10 protein-coding genes are annotated in these 24,805 nt (G+C 70.2%); 7 read left to right on the top strand and 3 right to left on the bottom strand.

Annotated elements, in window-relative coordinates; translation table 11 throughout:
* Window positions 1-154 precede the first annotated feature (154 nt).
* Window positions 155-4,594, top strand: a complete 4,440-nt coding sequence (gene pglW, locus BKD26_RS14965) for a BREX system serine/threonine kinase PglW (RefSeq protein WP_084898317.1) — start codon at window positions 155-157, stop codon at window positions 4,592-4,594.
* Between the two features lie 4 nt (window positions 4,595-4,598).
* Here the strand turns inward: pglW and BKD26_RS14960 are convergent, their stop codons facing one another.
* From BKD26_RS14960 to BKD26_RS14950, 3 genes are read right to left on the bottom strand one after another with little or no spacing between them, the layout of a single operon-like run.
* Window positions 4,599-6,053 (bottom strand): hypothetical protein, encoded by a 1,455-nt coding sequence (locus BKD26_RS14960; protein WP_084898316.1) that lies wholly within the window; start codon window positions 6,051-6,053, stop codon window positions 4,599-4,601.
* The gene (locus BKD26_RS14955) at window positions 6,050-7,456 is read right to left on the bottom strand and encodes an AAA family ATPase (RefSeq protein WP_084898315.1); all 1,407 of its coding nucleotides are present in this window, start codon (window positions 7,454-7,456) and stop codon (window positions 6,050-6,052) included. The genes BKD26_RS14960 and BKD26_RS14955 overlap by 4 nt, the downstream gene beginning before the upstream one ends.
* Window positions 7,453-7,968: a hypothetical protein gene (locus tag BKD26_RS14950; RefSeq protein WP_143662652.1), complete on the bottom strand. Its 516-nt coding sequence runs from the start codon at window positions 7,966-7,968 to the stop codon at window positions 7,453-7,455. Before BKD26_RS14950 ends, BKD26_RS14955 begins: the two co-directional genes overlap by 4 nt.
* 163 nt (window positions 7,969-8,131) lie before the next feature.
* Here BKD26_RS14950 and pglX point away from each other — a divergent pair, with 163 nt between their 5' ends.
* The 6 genes from pglX to metG all read left to right on the top strand — a co-directional run bounded on the left by pglX (window position 8,132) and on the right by metG (window position 24,569).
* The gene (gene pglX, locus BKD26_RS14945; RefSeq protein ID WP_084898313.1) at window positions 8,132-11,869 is read left to right on the top strand and encodes a BREX-2 system adenine-specific DNA-methyltransferase PglX; all 3,738 of its coding nucleotides are present in this window, start codon (window positions 8,132-8,134) and stop codon (window positions 11,867-11,869) included.
* A gap of 281 nt (window positions 11,870-12,150) precedes the next feature.
* On the top strand, window positions 12,151-16,131 hold the full coding sequence (locus tag BKD26_RS14940) for a PglY protein (RefSeq protein WP_084898312.1): 3,981 nt from the start codon (window positions 12,151-12,153) through the stop codon (window positions 16,129-16,131).
* Window positions 16,131-18,971: a BREX-2 system phosphatase PglZ gene (pglZ, locus tag BKD26_RS14935; protein ID WP_084898311.1), complete on the top strand. Its 2,841-nt coding sequence runs from the start codon at window positions 16,131-16,133 to the stop codon at window positions 18,969-18,971. The genes BKD26_RS14940 and pglZ overlap by 1 nt, the downstream gene beginning before the upstream one ends.
* Complete coding sequence (gene brxD / locus BKD26_RS14930; protein ID WP_084898310.1) at window positions 18,968-20,299, top strand: BREX system ATP-binding protein BrxD; 1,332 nt, start codon at window positions 18,968-18,970, stop codon at window positions 20,297-20,299. The genes pglZ and brxD overlap by 4 nt, the downstream gene beginning before the upstream one ends.
* Window positions 20,296-22,428 (top strand): DEAD/DEAH box helicase, encoded by a 2,133-nt coding sequence (locus BKD26_RS14925; protein WP_084898309.1) that lies wholly within the window; start codon window positions 20,296-20,298, stop codon window positions 22,426-22,428. The genes brxD and BKD26_RS14925 overlap by 4 nt, the downstream gene beginning before the upstream one ends.
* Window positions 22,429-22,847: 419 nt before the next feature.
* On the top strand, window positions 22,848-24,569 hold the full coding sequence (gene metG, locus BKD26_RS14920; RefSeq protein ID WP_084898308.1) for a methionine--tRNA ligase: 1,722 nt from the start codon (window positions 22,848-22,850) through the stop codon (window positions 24,567-24,569).
* Window positions 24,570-24,805 lie beyond the last annotated feature (236 nt).

Genomic DNA, 24,805 nt, shown 5'->3' with positions numbered 1-24,805 from the left:
CGCCACCGGTGAGTGGCTGAAAATGCCGCCTGGCTTGTGCCTGGCCAGGGCTCTGCTCCCGCCGTAAACCGGCTTCGGCTGCTTCTGCGCGCGATAGGCTCGACCAGGCACTTTTGCATCGTGGTCCGTGAGGAAAGCCTGGGGAGGCCGGACGGTGACAGCTCATTCAGGCACATCGGCACCGAGGCCCGGCGCACTCAAGCCGGGCCCGCCGCGCCCCGCACGGCAGTGGTTCCAGGAGCGTCCCTCGCCGTACCCGTGGGAGCAGGACGCGCTGGACCATGTGCGGGCTCTCATGCCGCAGGCCGAGCCCTTCCGCGCCTGGGCCACGTTCTCCTTCACCGCGATGTCCGGCCGCGTCAACGAGTGCGATCTGCTGATCGCCGTTCCCGCCGGTCTCTTCCTCATTGAGATCAAGGGGCATCCGGGGCAGCTCCGCAACACCGGGTCGACCTGGAACTTCCAGGGACCTGACCGCATGCGGACCATCAACAACCCCCTGCACCTGACCGACCTGAAGTCCAAGGAGCTGAAGAGCCAGCTCCAGTGGGCGGCCCGCAAACTGGGCCTGTCGGAGCGGGTGGTCCCGCGGGTCGAGCCCGCCGTGTTCCTGTCGTCGCCCGACCTGGAAAGCCACCTGGACGAGGTCCAGCAGATCAAGGTCTATGGCCGTGACGACGGCGGCAGCGGCCTGAAGCGGATCTGGCAGGACTTCCTCGGTCTGCCCCCGGACCGTCCCGACCGGCGCATCACGCCGGAGTTCGCCCGGCACACCCTGCCACAGCTGCTCAAAGCGATTGGGATCCGCCAGTCCGCGGCCAACCTCCGCTTCGGCGACGCCTGGAAGATGGAGCCGCACCCGCTGGACGCCGGACCGTCCTGGGAGGACCGCCTGGCTACCCGGGACGACGGTCTCGTCCAGGAGGAGGGCCGGGTCCGCATCTATCTGGTGAGCCAGATGGCGACGGAGGCGGCCCGCAGAGCCACCGAACGCGCCGCGCGCCGCGAGTACCAGGTGCTGCAGGGCATCACCCACCGCGGCATCGTCGACGCGCTCGACTACCGCGAGCACCAGGGCGGACCGGCGATCCTCTTCCGCCACCGCCACGGCGATCTCCGCCTCGACCAGTACCTGGACACCTATGGCGGCAGGCTCACGCCCGAGATCCGCCTGGACCTGGTCCGGCAGCTCGCCGAGGCGGTCCGCTACGCGCACAACCGTTCGCTCTACCACCGGGCGCTCGCGGCCCGCTCCGTGTACGTGTCGTTCCGGGCCGACGGGGCCAACCCCGAGCTGCGGATCACCGACTGGCAGACGGCAGCGCGGGACTTCGACAGCAACGCCACGTTCTTCCGCTCCATCGGCGGCTCCGCCCTCGACGCCGCCCTGATCGAGGACGCGGCCCGCGTCTACCTCGCCCCCGAGTCGGACCAGCCGTACGCGGACCCCGCCGACCTGGACATCTTCGGTCTCGGCGCACTCGCCTACTTGATCCTCACTGGTCGGCCGCCGGCCACCCAGCGCAGCGGCCTGGCCGAACGCCTTCGCAGCGACGGCGGGCTGCGCCTGTTCGCGGTGACCGATGGCCTGCCCGACGCCCTCGACGACCTGGTGTTCCGGGCGACCCGGGCCGATGTCAACGAGCGGCTCGGCTCGGCCGAGGCGTTCCTGGACCTGCTGGACGAGGCGGAACGCGCCAGTATCCTCCCGGACTCACCGGCGGCGGCCTGTGTCGACCCGCTTGAGGCGGTGCCCGGGCAGTCGCTCGACGCCGAGTGGACGGTACGCCGTGTCCTGGGTACCGGCGCCACCGCCCGCGCCCTGCTCGTGGAGCGGGCCACCGAGGACGAGGACGGCCGCACCCAGATCGACGAGCACGTCTTCAAGGTCGCCCTCGACGAGGAGAAGGCGGGGCGGCTGCGTGCCGAGGAACGGGCGCTGCGGAATGTCGGCGGAGGCTCTGTCGTCCAGCTGCGCGGCGAGGGACTGCGGGAGCTCGGCAGGCGGACCGTCCTGGAGCTGGAGTACGCCGGCGAGCAGTCGCTGGGTGAGCGACTGCGGGGCAAAGGGCGGCTCAGTTACCACGAGCTGGAGCGCTTCGCGGACGATCTGTTTCACGCCTTGGACCAGCTCGCCGCTCAGGGTGTGCGCCACCGCGACATCAAACCGGACAACTTCGGCATCCAGCGCCGCAAGGACCGCACCTGGCAGCTCAAGCTGTTCGACTTCTCTCTTACGGACGCCTCCGACCGGGATGTGAAGGCCGGCACGCGCGGCTACCTCGACCCGTTCCTCGGCTCGATGCGCCGCGCCCACTACGACGACCACGCGGAGCGGTACGCCGCCGCTGTCACCCTCCACGAGATGGCGAGCGGCGAGCGCCCGCTGTGGGGCGAGGGGCAACTAGACCCGCTGACCAACGAGTCGGCCGAACTCCACGTCGCCACCGAACTGTTTGAGCCCGCGCTGCGCGAAGGACTTACCGCCTTCTTCCAGCGTGCGCTGCATCGCGACACCGAGCAGCGCTTCGACACGCTGCGGCAGATGTGGGACGCCTGGCGTGAGGTGTTCCGGGCGGCCGACGCGACCGCGCCCGCCACGACCCCCTCCACCGTAGGCACCTCGTCCGACGACCCGGAGGAGGCCCGTGACCGCGCCGCCACGGCGGCCGACCTTACGACGCCGCTGGAGGCCGCGGGCCTGTCCCCGCGCGCCGTGTCGGTGGCGGGCGGACTGGGCGCGACGACGGTCGGGGAGCTGCTGGACATCCAGCCGTACGCCATCTCCAAGGCCCGCGGCGCGGGCGCCCTCGTCCGCAAGGAACTCAACCGGCGCCGCAAGCAGTGGGCATCCGCGCTTCGCCCGGCGGCGCCGTACGCATCCCGCCGGCAGGCGCCGGACGAAGCCGCCCTGGAGCAGTCCGCCCACGGCTCCGGCGAGGCCCGCATCCTGTCGATAGACGACATGGCTGCGCTCCTCGCTCCCGAGCCGGGCCGGAAGGGTTCCCACCGTGCCGAGGTCGTACGCCTCACTCTCGGGTTGCCCACGGACGACGGCGGGCTGTCCCCTCTCGGTACCTGGCCCGTTCAGGCCCGGATCGCCGACCACCTGGGCATCAAGCAGACCTCCGTCTCCCGCCACCACCGGGGTGAGATCAGGAGGTGGGCGGAGGCGGACTGGCTGGCCCCGGTCCGCACTGAGCTGACCGAGATCGTCCAGGCCGTGGGCAGGGTGATGACCGCCGACGAGGCCGCGGCCGAACTCCGGGCCCGGCACGGCGCAGGGTCGGACACGCCTGAACGGACGCTCGCCAGGGCCCTGGCCGTCGTACGTGCCGCGGCCGACGCGGAAACCGCCGAACGCCTGGACGAGGAACCCGCGGAGCAGCACGAGCCGAGGTTCGCCGTGCACCGGCGCGGCGACACGGTCCTGCTCGCCGCCGAGTCCCTGCCGGGCGCGGACGATCCCAGCCCGCGGGAGCTGGCGGAGTACGCGGCGCTCCTCGGCCAGGCGGCCGAACGCCTGGCGCGGCAGGACCCGCTACCCGGCCGCGGCGAGGTCCTCCGCGTCCTGCGGTCCGTGCCCGCACCCGACGGGCTGGCCCCGCTGGCCGACACCCGCCTGGTGTCCCTGGCCGCCGCGACGGCCCCCGGCGTCGCGGCCACGCCCCGGCTGGAGCTGTACCCGCGTGACCTCAGCCTGGAACGGGCGCTGCGCATCTCCCAGGCGGGAGCGGGTGTCCGGCGCGACCGGGGGATCACCGTCGGTGAGCTGGTGGCCCGGCTGCGTGCCCGCTTCCCCGCCCTGGACCTGGTATCGGGCTCCCGGGAACCCACCCATGTGGAACTGCTGGACGCCCTGGAAGGGGCGCGCTTCGACCTCGTGTACGACGACGAGGCGGAGAAGTTCTTCCCCAGGGCGCCGGAGTCGAGGGGCCCGTGGAGCTCCACCGGCGCCCTCACCAGCTACCAGCCGCCCACCCCCGTCACCCGGGCCGACCGGGAGGACCCGCACGGCCCGCTGCGGGAGCGGCTCACCGCCGTGGCGGAGCGGGGCGGGTTCCTCGCCCTCACGGTGAAGGCGACCGCGTTCGCGGGAGCGGCGGAGACCGTGGCATCCGTCTTCCTGGTCAAGGCCGTCGACCTGTCGGACGTGTTCCTCACTGCCTTCCGCGCCCTGGCTGCCGAGAAGGGACAGGACTGGCAGAAGGTCCTGCGCGCCGACAGCCTCTCCACCCCCGGCAACATCAAGCCGGGGCTGGCATCCTTCGTTCGGGTGGTGTGGCAGCGCGTGGAGGAGGCGGTGCTGGCCCGCGCCGACGCGCCGCGCACCGTGCTGTTCCTCCACGACGCCGGCCTGGTCGCCCGGTACTGGGACGAGGGCGGTCACGCCTTCCTGGTCCGGCTCCAGAACGCGGCCCGCCGCCCCGCCGACGCGCCGCACGGCCTGTGGCTGCTGTGCACGGTCGAGACACGCGCCCAGGAGCCGAAACTGGACGGCCGGACGGTGGAGGTGATCGGCGGCGACGGGGAACGGGCCCACCTGGACCGGGAGTTCCTGGAGTCACTGCGGGTGCCGTCCGGCACCGGCTGACGGCTCACGCCTTGCGGGGCACCCCGCCCTTGCGGCCGATGTTGAACGCCAGCCGGTACACGTCGGGGAGGTCGAGGGCGCCGCTGGTGCGTTCGGTGAGGACGCCGAGATCCACCAGTTCCTCTATCAGTGCGAGTGGATCACCGGCGTCACGGGGACCGCTGCTCTCGCCGTCGTCCTCCCGCATCCGGCGCAGGGTTTCGGCGAGTCCGCCCCGCTCCCAGCATTGACGGACGTGTGATGGCTCCATCGGCACCTGCCCGCCCTCGAGTTGCTCGATGGCGGCGGCGGCCCAGGCGATGTCCTCCGTCAGCTCCTCCACCCGGACCCGCGACGCCTCGTGCAGGCTCTCCCGGATCGCCTCGTAGTGCAGCGGGTACGGGTGTCCGGCGTACCGTTCCGTTGTCAGGGCCGCGGCCGAGCGCAGGGCGAGCAGCCAGGTCCTCGGGCTTACCCGTCCTTTGCCGTCCTGGAGGTGGTTCGGAACCCAGGTGAAGGTGTGGCCCTTGCGCCGGTCGGTGCCCATGTACGGCCCGGCCAGCGAGACGAAGACCTTCTCCTGGCACTTCTCGTCGGCGATCACATCGACCGGCGCGATGAACCGCCCCTCGTCCTCTGCCCGCCACTCGCCGTACTGGGCCCGGAACTTCGCCGCTTCGGCACTCGGATCGTTGCCCAGCCGGTGGAAGAGCAGCCCGTAGAGGTTCTCCCGGCTCCATTCCAGGTCGGCCGCGTTCGCCCCGAGCTTGGAGGCGTCCGGGAACCTCTTGGGTGCGCTGTCGTACATGTCCGGGCGTACGAAGATCTTGGCGCGCAGAGCCCCCGTGGTCAGCCGCAGCTCCAGTGCCACCTGGAACAGCGCCGACACCAGCCGGTCGGCCGTCGCCCGGTCCGCGTGGAGATGGTCCAGGGCGTCGAAGAGCAGCACGCGCGTCTCCCCGCTGTCCCGGGCCTCCCGGTCGGCCTTGCGCAGTGCGTCCTCGTAGGCGTCCTCGTTCTCCTCCGCCCACCGGATGCGGCCGGCCCAGTCGGGGATGCTCGCGATTTCCGGTACACCGAGCGCCATCATCACGACCGTGTACCAGAAGAACTCGAAGACCTCAGGGCCGGCCACCTCGCGCAGCAGTCTGGCGATCTTGCGCTTGCTCGGGTACGGAGTGTCGCTCCCACCCCCCGTGGTGAACCCGGTGGTAACCCTGACCCGCCGCAGCCGCGGCATCATGTACGACCTCGCGGCCACCTCCCGCAGCTCGGGGTCGGTCAGCGCCTTCGCCCAGTAGGTCTTGCCGGTGCCTCGCGCTCCTCTGACCACGGTCACGTCCGGGTCGAGCGCGAGGCGGTGGCTGGACGGCGTGAACAGCCGTCGCAGGTCGGGGCTGTCCGTGTCCGCGTCGAGCGCGACACCGAGGGCCCTGGTGATCAGGGTGCGGTACTCGTCGGTGGTCGGTGCGGCGGTCATGAGGACTCCGGGGCGGGGTGCGGTGGCGGCAGCAGACGCTCCACCGTAGTCGTGAAGGTCCGGTATGCGGCGTCGACGAACGGCAGCTCGGGCCAGTCCCGGCTGCGCAGGGGGTCCAGCCCCACCAGGTCGTTTCCGAAGAGGATGGGGATGGCGGCGTGCGGCGCGTCGTCGTCCTCCAGGGGAGGGTGGTAGAGCTCGTCGCCTTCGTCGTCCGCGCCCTCCTCGTCTGTGTCGAGCTGGTCGTAGAGCGTCGAGGCGAACAGTCCCTGGGCGCGGTCGATCAGGACGGGCAGCCGCTTCGCGTCCCCGGCGGAGTGGAACATGGCCGCCACGATCCGCAGCCGCTCCCGCAGCTCCCGGGCCAGGGCTGGGCGCTGCTGCCACTGCGTGAACAGCATCCGGTAACCCTCCCAGGTCGAGGGGTTGTCCACCGCGAACAGCAGCGCGAGCCCGCTGAGATGGGTCAGGGTGACCGCCGCGATGTCGTGCATGCCGGCCCTGCTATCCAGCAGGACGACGTCCGGTGGCCGCGACAACTCGGTCACCTGGTCCTCGCAGGCGGCGATCGCCTCTTCCAGTCGCAGTGCGAACGGCCGATCGCCATCACCGGGATTGAGCCCGGCGAGGTCGCTGTAGATGCGGTTCAGCTTGGCGAGGTAGTCGTACGGTTCCCCCTCCAGCGGCGAGCCGCCCGCGGGCGCCAGCCACACCTCCCCGTTGCCCTTGAAGGGCAGCGCGGAGCTGCGCGCCACCAGCTCCAGCCCGTCGGCGTTGCCGACACCGGCCTCTACCAGGTGGTCGACGATGCCATGGCGGGGGATGCCGGCGGGGTCCTCCAGCAGGTTGGAGACGCCCGGGGACTCCAGATCCAGGTCCACCACGAGCACGCACCGGCCCGTTCCGGCCAGGTATCGGGCGAGGACGGCGGTGGCGGTGGTGCGCCCCACTCCGCCCTTGAAGCCGTACAGCGCCACCCGCCGGTCCCGCCGCCGTGAGGCTCCGGCGGACGGCGCGGGGGTGCTCCGTGCCCACTCGGTGCCGATGACGGTCCGCTCCAGGACGTGCACACTGCCGGGCCCGGTTCCGGTGGCCTGCCGGGGGGTGACCTCCACGCGGTCGTCGGCGTCGAAGTACAGCTCGGGCGCGAAGAGCTTGTCGCCGAAGAGGAGGGGTTCCAGCCCGGTGAAAGGGCGCGTGGCGGCGGTGAACGCGTCCCGGAGGTTCACCACGGCGGGGTCATTGGGTGTGAGAGGGCTTTGCCGGTCGTCGATGAGGAGGCAGGCCCGGCCGAGCACGTCCCGGGTGACGACGACGTCCATGCCGAACTGCGCCGCTGCCTGCTGGGCGTGGTCGAGGGCGACCTGCCAGGCGGTGTCGAATCGCACGGGGGAACGGCTCATGCGTGGGTCCTCGTCCCCAGAATGCTCGCCTGCTCGTGGGCGGCGATGAGGTCGTACGCGGCCTTCAGATGTCGGTCGAGAGCGGCGTCGGTAATCGTGGTGCCGTCGCAGTACCGGTCACCGACGTCCCAGCCGGCGAACGGGTTCTTCCAGATGAGCTGAGTGAACAGTGCGCCCGATCCGCCACCCCGGCGGCGGTGGGCGACGGCGGTGAGGTGTTCCCACAGCTCGGGGAGATGCCCGTGTTCCTGCGGTTTCCTCGTCCGGCTGCCCGGGGCGCCCTTCACGGTGGCCACTTCGGCGTTCTCCAGCCGGTTCCGCGTGTTGAGCCGGGAACCCAGGAAGTCGGCCAGGATGGCCTTGATGCCGCATTCCGCCGCCAGCCCAGCCAGATGATCCGCAGATATCCGCAGGTCCTTGGCAGCGGCCAGCGTGGCCGCGCGATAGTGATTCCTGCTCGCCGTCGCGAATGCGGGCGGCGGCTGTGTTGCGGAGGGTGTCGAGGCCGTCACGACGATCACTTTAGCGAGTCGTTCAAGAGGGCTGCGGGGGCTTCCCCCAGATCGTGGCGACCCTGGGCCGTCGTACGGGGGCGTGGGTGCGGCAGGATGGGAGGTCCGGTCCGCGGATGACGCGGTGGGGCGCTGACGCGGTGCAGGGAGAAGGAAGCGAAGAGTGACGGTGACGACTACGGGCACGGACAAGGCGGCCCTGCTCAAGGACCTGAAGAAGCTGGTCGTCGCACTGGAGGACGACCTGCGGGCCCGCAGCGAGTCCGAGGAGGAGTTCCGCACCCGCCTGGACCGCGAGTGGCGCGAGGCCAAGGAAGCCAGGCGCACCGCCCTGTCCTACCCCGCCTGGCGTGATGAGCGTGTCACGCAGGCCGCGGTGGCGTGGGTGCTGGGCTGCGTCTTCGTCCGCTTCTGCGAGGACAATGGCCTGATCGACGAGCCGTACCTCGCCGGCCCCGGCGAACGCCTCGCCGAGGCGGAGGCCCGGCACGAGGCGCATTTCCGCACCTACCCGCACCACAACAACCGCGACTGGATCATCGAGGCGTTCCGCCACCTGGCGAGCACCAACGAGACGACCGCCGGCCTCTTCGACGAGCGGCACAACCCGCTGTGGGGACTGACCCCCGGGTACGAGACGGCGACGGAACTGCTGATGTTCTGGCGCCGTTGGGGTGCGGACGGCGAGATCCGCTACGACTTCACCGACCCCGAGTGGGACACCCGCTTCCTCGGCGACCTGTACCAGGATCTGAGCGAGCACGCCCGCAAGACCTACGCGCTGCTGCAAACCCCGGAATTCGTCGAGGAGTTCATCCTCGACCTGACCCTGGAACCGGCGGTCGCCGACGACGGGCAGGGCTTCGGCCTCAACCCCGTGTGGACCGGCCCCGACGGCCGGGAACGCCGCGGCCTGCGCACCATCGACCCAGCGTGCGGCTCCGGCCACTTCCTGCTGGGTATCTTCCACCGCCTGCTGGACAAGTGGCGCCAGGCTGAACCCGGCACGGACGACTGGACGCTGGTGCGCCGGGTGCTGGAGTCCGTCCACGGCTGCGACAAGAACCCCTTCGCCGCGACCATCGCCCGCTTCCGGCTCCTGGTCGCCGCGATGCGCGCGGCGGGTACGCGGCGTCTGGCGGACGCGCCGCCGTTCCCCATCAACGTGGCCGTGGGTGACTCGCTGCTGCACGGGCGGGACGCGGCGGGCATCCAGACCGATCTGGACACGCTGTTCGCGGAAGCGGTCGTGGGGCGTAAGGAGGGGGAGACGTACGCGTACGCCACGGAGGACGTGTGGGAGTACGCGAAGCGGGTGGACCTCCTGGGGCGGGGGTCGTACCACGTGGTGGTGGGGAACCCGCCGTACATCACGGTGAAGGATAAGCAGGAGAACGAGAACTACCGAGCGGCGTACGACGCCTGCGCGGGGACCTATGCGCTGTCGGTGCCGTTCGCGCAGCGGATGTTCGAGCTTGGGGTGAAGGGGCCCGGCGGGCGGCTGGGCGGGGGTGGGTTCGTGGGGCAGATCACCGCGAACTCCTTCATGAAGCGGGAGTTCGGCAAGAAGCTGATCGAGGTCGTCTTCCGGAACCGGGTCGAGCTGTCGCATGTCATCGACACCTCGGGCGCCTTCATTCCAGGGCACGGTACTCCCACGGTGATTTTGGTGGGGCGCAACCGCATTCCCAGCCCGGAACGAATGCTGCGTGCGGTGCTGGGCGTGCGGGGCGAGCCTGCGCAGCCGGAGGACGCGTCGCAGGGGGCCGTTTGGCGGGCGATCGTGGAGCAGGTGAACAGGCCGGGCAGTGAGTCGGAGTGGGTTTCGGTGGAGGATGCGGCGGCTGTCGAATACTCCGCGCATCCTTGGTCCTTGACTGGCGGTGGAGCAGGAGACCTGTTCGCTATTTTCGAGCGGGCGCGCGCCAAATTGTCGGATGTTTTGCTTGAAGGCGGTCGGACTACGCATACGGGCCTGGATGATGCGTTTTATCTGCCGCGCTCGGCTGTGCACACCCGCAGCCTAGCGCACGGATGTGTCGCCGTGGTTCGAGGTGAGGGGCTGCGCGATTATGTTCTTTCGGCCCCGATGCAGACCTTCTTCCCCTACTCGGAGGAGGGGGAGCCGCGCGGGCTTTCCCAGCGTGAGGAGCAGTTCCTCTGGCCTAGCCGAAGCGTACTGCGGCAGCGCATTGATTTCGGTGAAACGCCAGAGGAGAGAGGGCTGCGTTGGTTCGACCACAGCATGTTCTTTCCGCGTCGTTTCCGGAGTCCGCTCTCTGTGGCCTTTCCATTTGTGGCGACGCACAACCACTTCGTGCTGGACCGAGGCGGCAAGGTATTCAACCGTACTGCTCCAGTGATCAAGCTGCGCGAGGGGGCAGGTGTTGAAGAGCACCTGGAGTTGTTTGGACTGCTCAACTCATCAACCGCGTGTTTTTGGCTAAAACAGGTAAGCCAGTCCAAGGGGAACGGCGGTATCGGTGGCGGCATCTCGGATGAGCTGTGGGAGCACCGTTTCGAGTTCACCAGCACCAAGCTGCACGAGTTCCCCCTCCCTGCCAAGCTCCCGCGCCACCTTGGCTGCCTTCTCGACACCCAGGCGCAGAAGTTCGCCGCGTTTGAGCCTTCGGCCGTGGCCGCGACTGTCGTACCCACGCGGCAAGCGCTGGATGACGCGGAAGCCGCGCACGCCAAGGTCCGCCGTCGCTTGATCGCCCTGCAAGAGGAGCTGGACTGGCAGGTATACGGCCTCTACGGGCTGCTCACCGATCGCGAAGTCGCCAGGACCGTGGCCCTGTCACCCGACCCCGACACCATCCCCGAGGTGCAGCTCGGCGAGCGCGCCTTCGAGATCGTCCTCGCCCGGAAAGTCGAGGCCGGGGAGGTGGAGACCGCCTGGTTCACGCGCCACGGCTCAACCCCCGTCACCGAGATCCCCGCCCACTGGCCGGACTGGTACCGCGAGATCGTCCAGGCACGCATCGACCTGATCACCAGCCGCAAGGACATCGCCCTCGTCGAGCGCCCCGAGTGCAAGCGCCGCTGGGCCTCCGAAGCGTGGAAGAAGAAGGAACGCGCCGCGCTGCGGAACTGGTTGCTGGACCGTTGCGAAGCCGAGGACCTGTGGTTCGAGGTTCGTGACGGACTGCGACGCCCCCGGACGCTGACCGTCAACAACCTCGCTGACCGGCTCGGTTCCGACCCCGACTTCACGGCCGTCGCCGCCCTCTACGCCGCCGACCACCTGAAGAAGCCGGACCTCCCCCTCGCGCAGATCCTCAGCGAGATCATCGCTGACGAGCACGTGCCCTACCTCGCCGCCATGCGCTACAAGGACTCCGGGCTGCGGACCCGCCGGGAGTGGGAGAAGGTCTGGGAGAAGCAGCGCGAGGAGGACCGTACGGGCTCGCGGCTCGACATCGACGCACCCACGAAGTACAAGTCCTCGGACTTCCTCAGGCCGTCCTACTGGTCCCACCGTGGCAAGCTCGACGTCCCCAAGGAACGGTTCATCTCCTACCCGGAGGCGGGTCCGGACAGTGACTCCACGCTGATGCTCGGCTGGGCCGGCTGGGACCACAAGGACCAGGCGCTGGCACTCACGCAGCTCATCGAGACGCGCGTCAGGAACGATGCCTGGGGCGCCGAAAGACTTGTACCGCTGCTCGCAGGGCTCCGTGAGGTCATGCCGTGGGTGCACCAGTGGCATAGCGCCTACGACGACGAGTGGGAGGGCTCACCGGCCGAGGACCTGGAGGCGGAGTTCCAGCGATACCTGCGCACGCACGGGGTGAGCGAGGCACAGATGGAGGACTGGCGTCCGGTGCGGAAGACACGCGGGCGGAAGGCCGTACAACGCCAGGAGACAACCGAACAGCCCGAGCTGGACGACGCGTAGAGCAGGGCAAGGGGAGAGCCGCTGTGCTTGACCCGCAGTACGGGGCCGGGCAAGAGGTCGGGGCGGACCTGGATCGCACCGCAGGAACCGGCGCCGGGTATCCCGCGTGAGCACACCCGGCCATCCGCCCCCGGATGATCACCCAGCGTGAGACCTGGTCCTGGGGGCGTCACGATCTCTCCTCGCGTTGGCGGACCCACCTGGCAAGATGGAGGTCGCGCCAACGCCAGAGGGGGGCGCTGTCCGGGCCGGCCGCCAGCACAGTGAGGGAAGATCGCCTGATGTCGACCACAGAGTTGTTCCTCCGGGATGTCATCGACATCAAGGAGGACGTCCACGCGGGCGATTTCAAGGTCGACCTCTCCCAGGGCTTCCACGAGGCCGATGAGCGGGTGGCGGAGTACGTCGTCACCGAGCAGTTGCAGAAGGCGTTCCGCAAGGCGCTCGGCATCGTCGCGAAGGCCGTCCGCACAGGCGACTCGCACGCCGCGTACCTGCACGGCTCGTTCGGCGCCGGTAAGAGCCACTTCCTCACCGTGCTGCACGCCGTGCTCAACGGCCACGACGGCGCCCTGGACAAGCGGGGGCTGAAGGAGGTCGTCGGCGAGCACCGGGACTGGCTGGGCGGCAGCCGGTTCCTGATGATCCCGTACCACCTCGTCGGATCGACTGACCTCGACTCGGCGCTGCTCGGCGGGTACGTCCACACCGTGCGGGAGCTGCACCCGGACGTGCCGACCCCCGCCGTCTACCGGTCGGACGCGCTGCTTGCCGACGCGGACAGGCAGCGGAAGTTCCTCGGCGATGACGACAAGTTCCGGCAGTGGCTCGGCGCCGGTGCGGCGGTGGCCACCCCCGGCGGCGGGGCCGAGGACGACGAGGACGACCTGCCGGGCATCGACGGGGGAGCGGACCTGCCCGGCACGGGCGGCTGGAGCAGCGCGGAGCTGGACCGGGCCTTCGCCGCGCCGCCCGGCAGCGAGGAGCGGGAGCGGCTGGTGTCGGCACTGCTGACCGGGCCCATGGCCGCGTACACGCAGGCCGCCCGCGGCGACGCGCACTCCTTCATCCCGCTGGAGAACGGCCTGAAGGTCATCTCCCGCCACGCCCGGTCGCTTGGCTACGACGGCGTCGTCCTCTTCCTCGACGAGCTGATCCTCTGGCTCCAGGCGCACATGGGTGACCAGGACTTCGTCCGTGACCAGGTGCAGCGGTTGGTCAAGCTGATCGAATCCGCCGACAGCGGTCGGCCCGTGCCGATCGTCTCCTTCATCTCCCGCCAGCGCGACCTGTCCCAGCTGATCGGCTCCGACGTGGCGGGCGCGGACGTGCAGAACCTGGAGCAGCAGGTCGACTACCTCGCCGGCCGGCTGGACGTCGTGGAGCTGGAGGACAGCAACCTCGTCGAGATCATCAAGCACCGGGTGCTCGCTCCGAGGCCGGGCATGGAACAGGCGCGCGACGATGCGTTCAAGCTCGTGGAGTCGTCGCGGGACGAGGTGCGGCAGGTGCTGCTCGACGCACAGGGGCGCACCGAGGCGAGCTGGGACGACTTCCGCACCCTGTATCCGCTGTCCCCGGCGCTGCTCAATGTGCTGGTCGACCTGTCCGGTGCGCTCCAGCGCGAGCGGACCGGTCTCAAGCTGGTGCAGGAGCTGCTGCGGCGGCACCGCGACGACCTGCGGCTCGGCCAGCTCGTTCCGATAGGCGACCTGTGGGACGTGATCGCCGAGCGGACCGGTGAGGCGTTCACCGCGAAGCTCCGCAAGGAGTCGGAGATCGCGCACCGCTTCCACGCCCGCGTTCGCGAGCACCTGCTGACGAAGTACGGCTCGGCGGACGACAAGCGTTTTCAAACCGACGAGCGGCTGGTCAAGACGCTGCTGCTGGCCTCCCTCGCGCCCAACGTGCCCGCCCTGACCCGGCTCACGGGCGGTCGGCTCGCCGCGCTGAACCACGGCACCATCAGGACCCGGGTGGGCGATGCGGGGGCCGTCGCCGTCAAGCGCCTGCAGGAGCTCCAGGCCGAGGGCTTCGACGGCGAGCTGCGCAGCGAGGGCGACCCCGCTGATCCGGTCTTCCACCTGCACCTGTCCGATCTGGACGTCGAGCCGCTGCTGGAAGAGGTGCAGGGCGTCGCCGACCAGGACGGCTACCGCCGCCAGTGGATCAAGGACCAGCTGTGGGCGGCGCTGGGCATCCCCGACGCCCAGGCGTTCGTGTGCGAGCGGACGGTCGTCTGGCGCGGCACCAAGCGCACGGTCGAGTTTGTCTTCGGCAACGTACGCGACCCGCACCTGCCGGACGCCGAGTTCTCGCCGCAGACCGAGGGCAACCTCCGCTTCGTCTTCGACTACCCCTTCGACGACCACGACCACTCGCCGATGGACGACGTTCAGCGGGTGGAGCGGATGAAGCGCGCCGGCAGGACGGTGCCGACGATCGTCTGGCTGCCCCACTTCCTGTCCGAGCAGAAGGCACGCAACCTCGGACGCCTGTTGAAGATCAACTACCTGCTGGAGCGCGACCGGCTCGACGACCACACGGCGACCCGCCCCGCCGAGGAGCGCATCCAGATCCGCAACCAGCTCAAGGCGTCCCGCGACAGCCTGACCAGCCAGCTCACCGACGCGCTGCTCCAGCTGTACGGCATCAACCGCGCTGACCCCGGCACCGCGGGCGCCGAGGTGCCCGAGGGCCACCACCTGATCTCGCTCCAGCCGGGCTTCACTCGCACCCGGCCCGAACCAGCGGTCGGCTTCGAGGAGAACCTCCTCTTGCTTGCCGACGGGCTCCTCAGCGCCCGCCATCCCAAGCACCCCGACTTCGACCCGCGGCTCACACGCAAGGCCGTCACCACCCGCGAGCTGAAGACCACGCTCGAATGGATCACGAGGGCGATGGAGGACGGCTCTCGGCGCGTTGTGGTCGACAGCCAGCACCTCCCCGTCGTCCGACGGATCGTGCACGCCCTCCAGCTCGGTGAGGTCCACGATGGGCCGCTGAACGTGACCACCGACTGGCGCCTGCGCATCAACAAGAAGGCTGCGGAGACCCCCGACGCCGGCCCGGAACTGTCTGTCGACGACATCCGCCGGTGGATCGAGGACCTCGGTTACACCGGCCTCGACCGCCACGTCAGCAACCTGATCATCGCCACGTACGCCCTGCTCGACGACCGCACCTGGGTCTACCAGACCTCGCCGCTGCCCAAGGCGCCGGAGCTGGAGCGGATCGGCCCCGGGTACGGCCTGAGGGCTGTGGAACTGCCCACCGAGGACGAGTTCCACACCGCGCTCGGCCGCGCCGGGACGATCTTCGGCAGGACCGTCTCACGTGTCCTGTTCGCCCGTAACGTCGCCCGGCTCGCCGAAGGCGTGCGCGCGGTCGCGGAGGAACACCGCGTGGCCCTTGGTGAGGTGCGTACCCTGCTGACGGAGCATGCCGCCCACCTCGGGCTGACCGGGCCCGGTGGAGCCGACGCGCCTCGCCTGAAGTCCACCAAAGCCGCCGCCGACCTCGTTGCCCGGCTGCTGCGCACCGCCGAACCGGCCGCGTGCGTGCGGGAGCTGGCCGCCGCCGCTTACGACGTGACCGACGAGGAGATCGCGGGCGCCCTGCGGCACGCGCCGGAAGTGGCCGCCGCGCTGCGCGGCACCGACTGGTCGCTGCTGGACACCGTGCGCCGTGACCTCGTCGTACGCGAGGACAGCGTCGGCGAGCGGGCGGCCCGGTTCCTGGACGAGGTGCACCGTACCGCCCGCGACCACGAGCAGGCCATCTCGCTGGTGCCCGTGCTGGACCGGCTCCCGGACACCGTGATGGCGCTGCTGCGCGAGGCCACCCGCCTCGCCCAGGCAGCGCAGCCCGCCCAGCCGGCCACTCCGCCCGCGCCGGTCACGCCGGAGCCAACCGCCGAGGACGTCAGCCTCACCGATCACGGCAAGCCCCCAGTCCCCTCGACGCCCGCGCAGGACCAGCCCTCCACACCGGACGACGCCTCCCGCGGCCAGGGCGGCGCAGAGGCCGTCGTCCCGGCTCGGGCCGGTCGCCGACCTGCCGTCCACCTCATCGAGCCCACCCGGCTGGAGGTGTCGCTGGCCACCACAGTCGCCGAGCTCGACGCCGAGATCCGCGCCTACCTCGCTGCCCACCCCGGCACCCGCATTCAGGTCACTTGGCAGCCGGTCACCGAGACCGGGTCCGGTCCCGACGGTTCCGCCGGATCTGCGGCGGAACCGGGCGACGGGAACGCCGGCTGATGGCCCCAGCCCTGCCCCGGGTGGGCCGTCGTACCGTCGAGGCCCTGCTCGCCGCGAACGCCGAGGATCTGCGCGCGCGCAGCCTCGTGCTCGTCCACGGCCAGTACGCGTCAGGCGCCCCGCCCCGGTTCACCGTCACCCTGGACGGCGAGGCGCGGCGCGTCCACGTACGGGACGAAGCCTCCGTCCTCGGCGTCGTCGCCGCCCTGCACGAGCACCGGAGCGCAGGCGCTTCCTCCGACGTGCTCGTGGTGACGACGGGCGTCGACGACGAGCAACTCGGCTGGGATGTGCGTGGCAGGGCCGTACGGCGCAAGACCCTCACTGTCGAGAACGCCGAGGTCGTCCTCCAGCGTTTCGGCGCCACTGCCCTGGACCCGCGCATGTACCGCGAGCGGTGGCTTCTGGAAGCTCTGGTCGAAGCGGAGCCCGCCGAAGGCGGCTGGCCGCGCGTCGGCGGAGTGCTGACCCGGGACGCTGCACTGCGTGCCCTCGCCGCCGAACGGCTCGGCCTGCGCGCGGTGCACGGCTCCGGCCAGGACGGGCAGGTCACCCTGGACGCCGACACGCTGCTCGCCTGGTCGCACTCCCCCGCCGGTCCCCGGCGATTCGCCGAACTGGGCTCCACCGAGCGCGCCGAACTGAAGAAGTGGCTCGCGGAGGTCGCCGGACCGGCCGTCCCCGTCTTGCTGTCCCTCGCCGAGGCTGGACTCGGCCACGACGCCCTGGCGCTCGGGCTTCTCGGCGCGGCACTGCGGAATCCGGGCGCCCAGCCCGACACTGTGCTCGCCCTCGGCGGACTATTCGGGCAGGTCATGCCCCGGCGGTCGGAACTCGCCGTGTTCACCGACGCCGTGGAGGGAACCCTCACCCGCTGGATCGCCGATGCCCGGACCAGCCAGGACGCCCGCCGGCGCGTCGTCGCCGTACTGGACCGGGCCGACGAGCTGGTCGGCAAGGCGGGTCTCGCCCAGGGACTCACCGCGAGCCGGTTCCTACCCTTCAGCTTCACCGCGCAGCTGCGCAGGACCGTCGCGGAAGCCCGCCGTTCACCGGCCGCCGGCGAGGCCGCGCTGGCCGACCTGCTCGGTCACGCCCTGGCCGGCCTCCGCCCGGACCACATCCAGGCCGCCGAGACGGCCGTGCGGGTGGCGCGCCGACTCAGTGGCCACGAATCAGCCGTCACCAGCGTGGCCGCCGCCGTACGGGCCCATGTCTCCGACTGGGGCTGGCTGGACCGAGCGATCACCGTGCTGTGGGCGGGCGACCCAGACGGCGACCTGGAGACCGGCCGGGACCTGCGCGCCCTCTACGAACAGGCACGTGACCTCAGGCAGCGTCTCGATCAGGAGTTCGCCCGGAGGCTCGCAGCCTGGGCCGCGCACGCCACCGCCCAGCACCCCGACGGCTGCCTCGTCGTCGAGAACGTGCTGGACACCGTTGTACGCCCGCTGAGCGGCCAGGCCGCTCCGCTCCTCCTCGTCCTCGACGGCATGAGCAGCGCGGTCGCCGCCCAGCTCGGCGAGGAGGCGGAACGCGACGGCTGGCGCGAAATCGTGCCACGTCCGGAGGCAGGTGAGGCCCCGGCACGGCTCGCCGCTGTCTCGATGTTGCCCTCGATCACCCGCGTCAGCCGTGCCTCACTGCTGACGGGTGAAGCGGCGAGTGGCGGTCAGTCGACCGAGACGAGCGGCTTCACCGCCTTCTGGAAACGGCGGCGCAAGGCGGCGGCCCTCTTCCACAAGGCCGCCATCGGCGGCGAGGCAGGCCACGCGCTCTCGCATGAACTCATGACCGCCCTTTCCTCGGACGCCGTGGTGGGCGTGGTCCTCAACACCATCGACGAGGCACTGGACGACGGCCGGCACGGCCGCGGAACCACCTGGTCCCTGGCCGACGTCACGCACCTGCGCGAACTGCTCGCAGCCGCCCGCAGCTACGGGCGCCCGGTCGTCATCGTCGCCGACCACGGACACGTCCTGGAACGCGGCAGCCGCTCCGACGCCCCGACGGCCGCCGCCGACGGCGCGGAGTCCGCCCGGTGGCGCACCGGTGGCTCGGCGGGCGAAGGGGAGATCGCCGTTCACGGCCCGCGGGTGCGCGAGGGCGGGGGGACGGTGATCCTGCCGTGGCGCGAGGACATCCGCTACACCGGGCGGCGCGCCGGGTACCACGGAGGAGCCTCCCTGGCCGAAGTCACCGTCCCGGTGCTCGTCCTGCTGCCGGCCGGGGAGGAAGCCCCGAAGGACTGGGTGCCGCTGCCGCGCGAGCTGTCCACACCGAGCTGGTGGCGGACACCGGTCACTGGCGCTGGCAATGCTCCGGCCTCCACTGCCGCGACCGCTGATCAACCTGCGGTGTCGGAGCAGCCCTCGCCCGCGCGGCCCACGGCGCCCTCCGAGAGCGCGAAGGCCGCCGAGTCGCGGCCGTCCGCCCGGACGGAAGCCGGACCGCCGGTGGCCGAGTCGTTGGGCAGCACGGTGGTGAGCAGCGAGGTATACGCGGCCCAGAAGGAGTACGTCCGCAAAGCGCCCGAGGCGAAGGTGGTGGCTGCGGTCATCGACGCACTCGTCACAGCGGGCGGCACCATGTCCCCGGCTGCTCTCGCCGCGGCCATCTCGGCGACCGGACGGGTCCGCCGCAACATCGAGGGCTTCGTCGCCACGGTGCAGCGACTGCTGAACGTCGAGGGGTATCCCGTCCTCGGGTTCATCGACGGTGGACACGCGGTCAAGCTCGACGTGCCGCTCCTGCGCGAGCAGTTCCTGCCGAACTCGCAGGACGACGGAGGGAACGAGAAGACGGACGAGGTATCGAGCCGGGAGGAGGAGAAGGCGTGACCGACCTCGCCTCCGTGAGCGCGGTCCGGCGCCGTGAGGTCATCGACGCCCTGCGGCGCGGCACGGTCCCGCAGTCCGGCCTCGACCTGTTCGCGGTCGGACTGGACCGATTCCAAGCCGCTCTGGACGACGACCTGGCGACCGTCACGCGCGGTGGTGCCGCCTTCCACGCCGTACGCGGCGACTACGGCTCCGGCAAGACCTTCTTCGCCCGCTGGCTGGCCGAGCGTGCCAAACGTGCGGGACTCGCAACCGCGGAAGTGCAGATCTCCGAGACCGAGACACCGCTGCATCGGCTGGAGACGGTCTACCGTCGGCTCACCGAGCGCCTGGCCACCGCCACCCACCAGCCCAGCGCCCTGCGCGCAGTCGTCGACTCGTGGTTCTACACCCTGGAGGAGGAGGTCCTCGACGGCTCGGAGATCGACGAAGACGACGAGGAAGCCCTCGCTGCGGCCGTGGACACGCTGATGGAACGCCGGCTCGCCGACGTCGCTCGCACGACACCCGCGTTCGCCGCCGCCCTGCGCGGCTACCGCCGGGCCGTCACCGCCGGGGACGGGGCGACGGCGGAAGCCCTGATCGCCTGGCTCGGTGGCCAGAAGTCCGTGGCCGCCTCCGCCCGTCGGGCCGCCGGAGTGCGTGGAGATCTGGATCACTTCGCCGCGCTCGGCTTCCTCCAGGGACTGTTGACCGTGCTGCGCGACTGCGGCCACCCGGGACTGCTCCTCGTACTCGATGAGACGGAGACCCTGCAACGCGTCCGCGGCGATGTGCGGGAGAAGGGTCTCAACGCGCTGCGCCAGCTCCTCGACGAGATCGACGCCGGACGCTTCCCCGGACTCTTCCTCGTCATCACTGGAACGCCCGCGTTCTACGACGGGCAGCAGGGTGTCCAGCGGCTCCCTCCACTGGCGCAGCGGCTCGCCACCGACTTCACGACCGATGCCCGGTTCGACTCGCCCCGGGCCGTGCAGCTGCGGCTGCCAGGCTTCGACCTGCCGCGGCTCGGGGAACTCGGCCGGACTGTGCGGGACCTCTACCGAGGGGCGGCACGCCATCCCGACCGTGTCGCCGCGCGCGTCGACGATGCCTACGTCAGCGAACTCGCCACCGCCGTCACCGGCGGTCTCGGCGGAAACGTCGGGGTCGCCCCCCGTGTCTTCCTGCGCAAGCTCGTCGCCGATGTCCTCGACCGAGTCGACGAGTTCGCGGACTTCGACCCGCGTGAGCACTATGAGCTCACCGTCTCCGATGGCGAGCTCACCGACGTCGAGCGCAACGCCGCCGCCGACCAGGCGGACGACATCGACTTGGAACTGCCGTGAATGCCGCGGACGGCCTGGAACCGGCGCTGGTTCACCACATCGTGAACACCCTGGGCTGGAAAGGACTTCGTCCGCTCCAAGAGGCCGCAATCGAGCCACTGGCCGCGGGGGACGATGCCCTGCTGCTGGCACCGACGGCCGGGGGGAAAACGGAAGCCGCGTGCTTTCCCCTGCTGTCCCGGATGCACGCCCAGAGATGGTCCGGCACCTCGGTGCTGTACGTGTGTCCGCTCAAGGCGCTGCTGAACAACCTGCTGCCGAGAGTGGAGACCTACACCGCCTGGCTCGGCCGGACCGCGGCCCTGTGGCACGGCGACACACCGGCCGGTGCCAGGCGGCGCATCCTGGCGGCCCGGCCCGATGTACTGCTCACCACGCCCGAGTCGCTGGAAGCGATGCTGGTCAGCGTCAACGTCGACCACGCGTCCTTTTTCTCCGGGCTGCGGGCTGTGGTGGTCGACGAGGTCCATGCTTTCGCCGGCGACGACCGCGGCTGGCACCTGCTGGCCGTACTGGAGCGGCTACAAAGAGTCGTGGGCCGCCCTGTACAGCGGGTCGGCCTCTCCGCGACCGTAGGCAACCCCGAGGGCCTGCTCACCTGGCTCCAGGGGTCGGGAGCCGGGAAGCGCCCCTGCCGCGTCGTCGCCCCTCACCTGTCCGAGACGGAGCTCACGTCGCGCGTTCGGAACTCTGTACCACCCGGTGATATCCAGCTCGACTACGTCGGATCGCTAGACAATGCGGCCACCGTGATCAGCGCCCTCCACCGAGGCGAAAAACGTCTGGTCTTCTGCGAATCACGGCGCCTCGTCGAAGAGCTGGGCGCCAAACTACGGGCCAAGGGCGTGACCGCCTTCCTGTCGCACGCTTCGCTTTCCCTCGACGAACGCAGACGTGCGGAGACCGCGTTCGCCGAAGCGCGTGACTGCGTCATCATCTCCACGAGCACACTCGAACTAGGCATCGACGTGGGCGACCTGGACCGTGTCATTCAAATCGACGCACCCACCTCCGTCGCCTCGTTCCTGCAGCGCCTGGGACGTACCGGACGCCGTCCCGGAACGACACGCAACTGCCTCTTCCTCACACTCGACCAGGGCGGTCTGCTGAGCGCCGCCGGACTCCTGCTCCAGTGGTCGCGAGGCTGGGTGGAACCCGTGATCGCGCCGCCCGAGCCCCGGCACATCGTCGCCCAGCAGCTGCTGGCACTCTGCCTTCAGGAACACCGCGTCGGAGACCGGCTGTGGCAGGAGTGGTGGAACGGCTTGGGGCCGTTCGGAGGGTCGGCGGAACCGATCGTCCGGCACCTCGTCGAGGAGGGTTACCTCGACCGGGACGGCGGATTGTTGTTCATCGGCCCGGAAGCCGAACGGCGTTACGGGCACCGCCATTTCATGAACCTCACCGCCGTCTTCACTGCCCCACCGCAGTTCACCGTCCTTCAAGGCCCCACCGAGATCGGCCGTACCGACCCCGCCCTGCTCACCGAGCAGGTCGCCGGCCCTCGTCGGCTTCTCCTTGCCGGCCGCAGTTGGCAGGTCACCTACGTCGACTGGCGGCGCAAGCGCTGTTTCGTTGAGCCGGCCGACGGGGGCGGCAAGGCGAAGTGGAGCGGCACTGGATTCGGCCAGGGGGCATCCTTCGAAGTTGCCCGTGCGGTGCGTGAGGTGCTGCTCGGCGCCGATCCTCCTGTCTCCCTGACCCGGCGCGCCACCGCGGCAATGGTGGAGGCACGTGAGCACTTTCTGGAGAGGGTCCATCCGGGAGGCACTCTGGTCGTGCGCGACACAGCAGGGCAGGCGCGCTGGTGGACCTGGGCGGGCCACCGTGCGAATGCCACACTGGCCGCGACCCTGGAAGGCGTCGCGGTGCCCGCCCAGAGGATCAACGACCACTGGATCCGGCTCCGGGAGGACCTCACCCCCGTGTCATGGAAGGAAGCCGTGAGCGAAGCAACGGAGCGGCTGTGCCTTCCCGCCGTTGACGAGCGGGCGGTGCGGGGATTGAAATTCGGTGACGCGCTGCCGCCGAGGCTGGCTGAGGCAACGCTGTCCGCCCGGCTGGCCGACCTGGACTCCGCTGCTGCCATCCTCGCCGAGCCGGTACGCTTCGTCCGCGCGGGCGTGTAGGAGCCCGAGACGACCGCGGTCGCCCGGCTCGATCTCAAAAGAGGGCAACGTACCTATGCGAGAACGGCAGCTCGGGCTGAAGCATGGGCTGGATGCTGCCCGTTGGGTCTGGATTCGGCCGAGTGCGGCTGCGGTGGCGCCGTGTCCCTATGATGATGATTGCCTCGGCCGTCCGGGACTCGCTTGGCCGCCTGTCTCGGACGGCCGAGTGCCTTTCGCGCTCCGCCTGAGCCAGCCCCGAAACCCAGGGGAGTGGGAGACCCCAGTTTCGATACGATGGCGGTGGCTTGTAGACCCGTTCCGTCACCGTGCGCGACAACAGCGTGCGATTGGAGTGATCGCATCGGCTGCAGCCTCTCGACTTGGGTCCGCCGTGGCACTGTCACCGGCGCCGTACGCATGAAATGGAGCATCCGAGGATGGCTCGACACCTGATTACCAGCGCGCTTCCCTACATCAACGGGATCAAGCACCTGGGCAACATGGTCGGGTCGATGCTTCCGGCCGATGTGTACGCCCGGTACCTCCGCCAGCGCGGTCACGACGTCCTCTACATCTGCGCCACCGACGAGCACGGCACGCCGGCCGAGCTGGCCGCCAAGGAGGCGGGGCTCTCTGTCGCCGAGTTCTGCGCGCAGGCCCACGACGCGCAGAAGGCCGTGTACGACGGCTTCGAGCTGGCCTTCGACTACTTCGGCCGCAGCTCCTCCCCGCAGACCCGCGAGATCACCCAGCACTTCGCGCGCAGGCTGAAGGAGAACGGCTTCATCGAGGAGCGCGCGATCCGGCAGGTGTACTCGCCGGTCGACGGCCGCTTCCTGCCGGACCGGTACGTGGAGGGCACCTGCCCGCACTGTGGTTACGACAAGGCCCGCGGTGACCAGTGTGAGAACTGCACGCGCGTCCTGGACCCGACGGACCTGATCGACCCGCGCTCGGCGATCAGCGGTTCCACGGAGCTGGAGGTCCGCGAGACCAAGCACCTGTTCCTGCTGCAGTCCAAGCTTCAGCACGAGGTGGAGGCGTGGATCGACGCGGTGAGCGAGAAGTGGCCGCACCTGTCCTCGTCGATCGCCCGCAAGTGGCTGACCGAGGGCCTGCACGACCGCGCGATCACCCGTGACCTGGACTGGGGCGTGCCCGTACCCGCCGACACCTGGCCGGAGCTGGCCGCCGAGGGCAAGGTCTTCTACGTCTGGTTCGACGCCCCGATCGCGTACATCGGCGCGACGAAGGAGTGGGCCGGCGCGGCCCCGGACGGTGAGAGGCGCGACTGGAAGTCGTGGTGGTACGAGGCGGACGACGTCACCTACACCGAGTTCATGGCGAAGGACAACGTCCCCTTCCACACGGTGATGTTCCCGGCCACCGAGCTGGGTGTCCGTGAGCCGTGGAAGAAGGTCGACTTCGTCAAGGGCTTCAACTGGCTGACGTACTACGGCGGCAAGTTCTCCACGTCCCAGAAGCGTGGCGTCTTCACGGACGCGGCCCTGGAGGTCCTCCCCGCCGACTACTGGCGCTACTTCCTGATCGCCAACGCTCCCGAGTCGGACGACTCGTCCTTCACCTGGGAGCACTTCACCGCCACGGTCAACAAGGACCTGGCCGACACCCTCGGCAACTTCGTCAACCGCGTGCTGTCCTTCTCCCGCAAGCGGTTCGGCGACGACGTCCCGGCGGGCCGTGCCGCCGGCGAGGCGGAGGCGAAGCTCGGGGACGAGATCGCGCGTCTGCTGGCCGAGTACGAGGAGCACATGGAGGCGCTCCAGTTCCGCAAGGCCGCCGCCGCGCTGCGCGCGCTGTGGTCCGCGGGCAACTCCTACCTGGAGGAGAAGGCTCCCTGGCTGGAGATCAAGACCGACCCGGACGGCGCCGCGCTGACCCTGCGTACCGCGATGAACCTGATCCACCTGTACGCGGTCGTCTCCGAGCCCTTCATCCCGGCCACGGCGGCCGCCATGCGCGGAGCCTTTGCCCTGGAGAGCGACACCGCGCCCTGGGTGACCGCCGAGCAGGCCAAGGCCCTGGACGCCGTCCCAGCTGGCACCCCGTTCACCGTGCCGCCGGTGCTCTTCGCGAAGATCACGGAAGAGGACCTGGAGTCCTACCGCGCGCGCTTCGGCGGTGCCCCGGACGCCTGACCGTGCCTCTTGAAGCTGTGCCGTCCGTTCGTGCCGGATGATGTCCGACCGCGCTGAGTGATGCTGGTCCGCTCCTGACCAGTGCCACTCGGCGGGGTGGATCCCACCCGTGGCGGGTGGTGTGTTCCACGCTCACGCAAGATGTCCCGGCATCCGGCGAAGCGTGACTGCGCTGAGGCGCTCTGCCGCATCGGTACCTGCCGCGCCGGCCCCCGCGGTGCTGCCGGTGACGCAAT

Source organism: Streptomyces sp. CB03238 (assembly GCF_002099185.1).
Taxonomy (GTDB): domain Bacteria; phylum Actinomycetota; class Actinomycetes; order Streptomycetales; family Streptomycetaceae; genus Streptomyces.
Note: the sequence above shows the minus strand (reverse complement) of the source record. Positions and strands in the feature narration are given on the sequence as shown.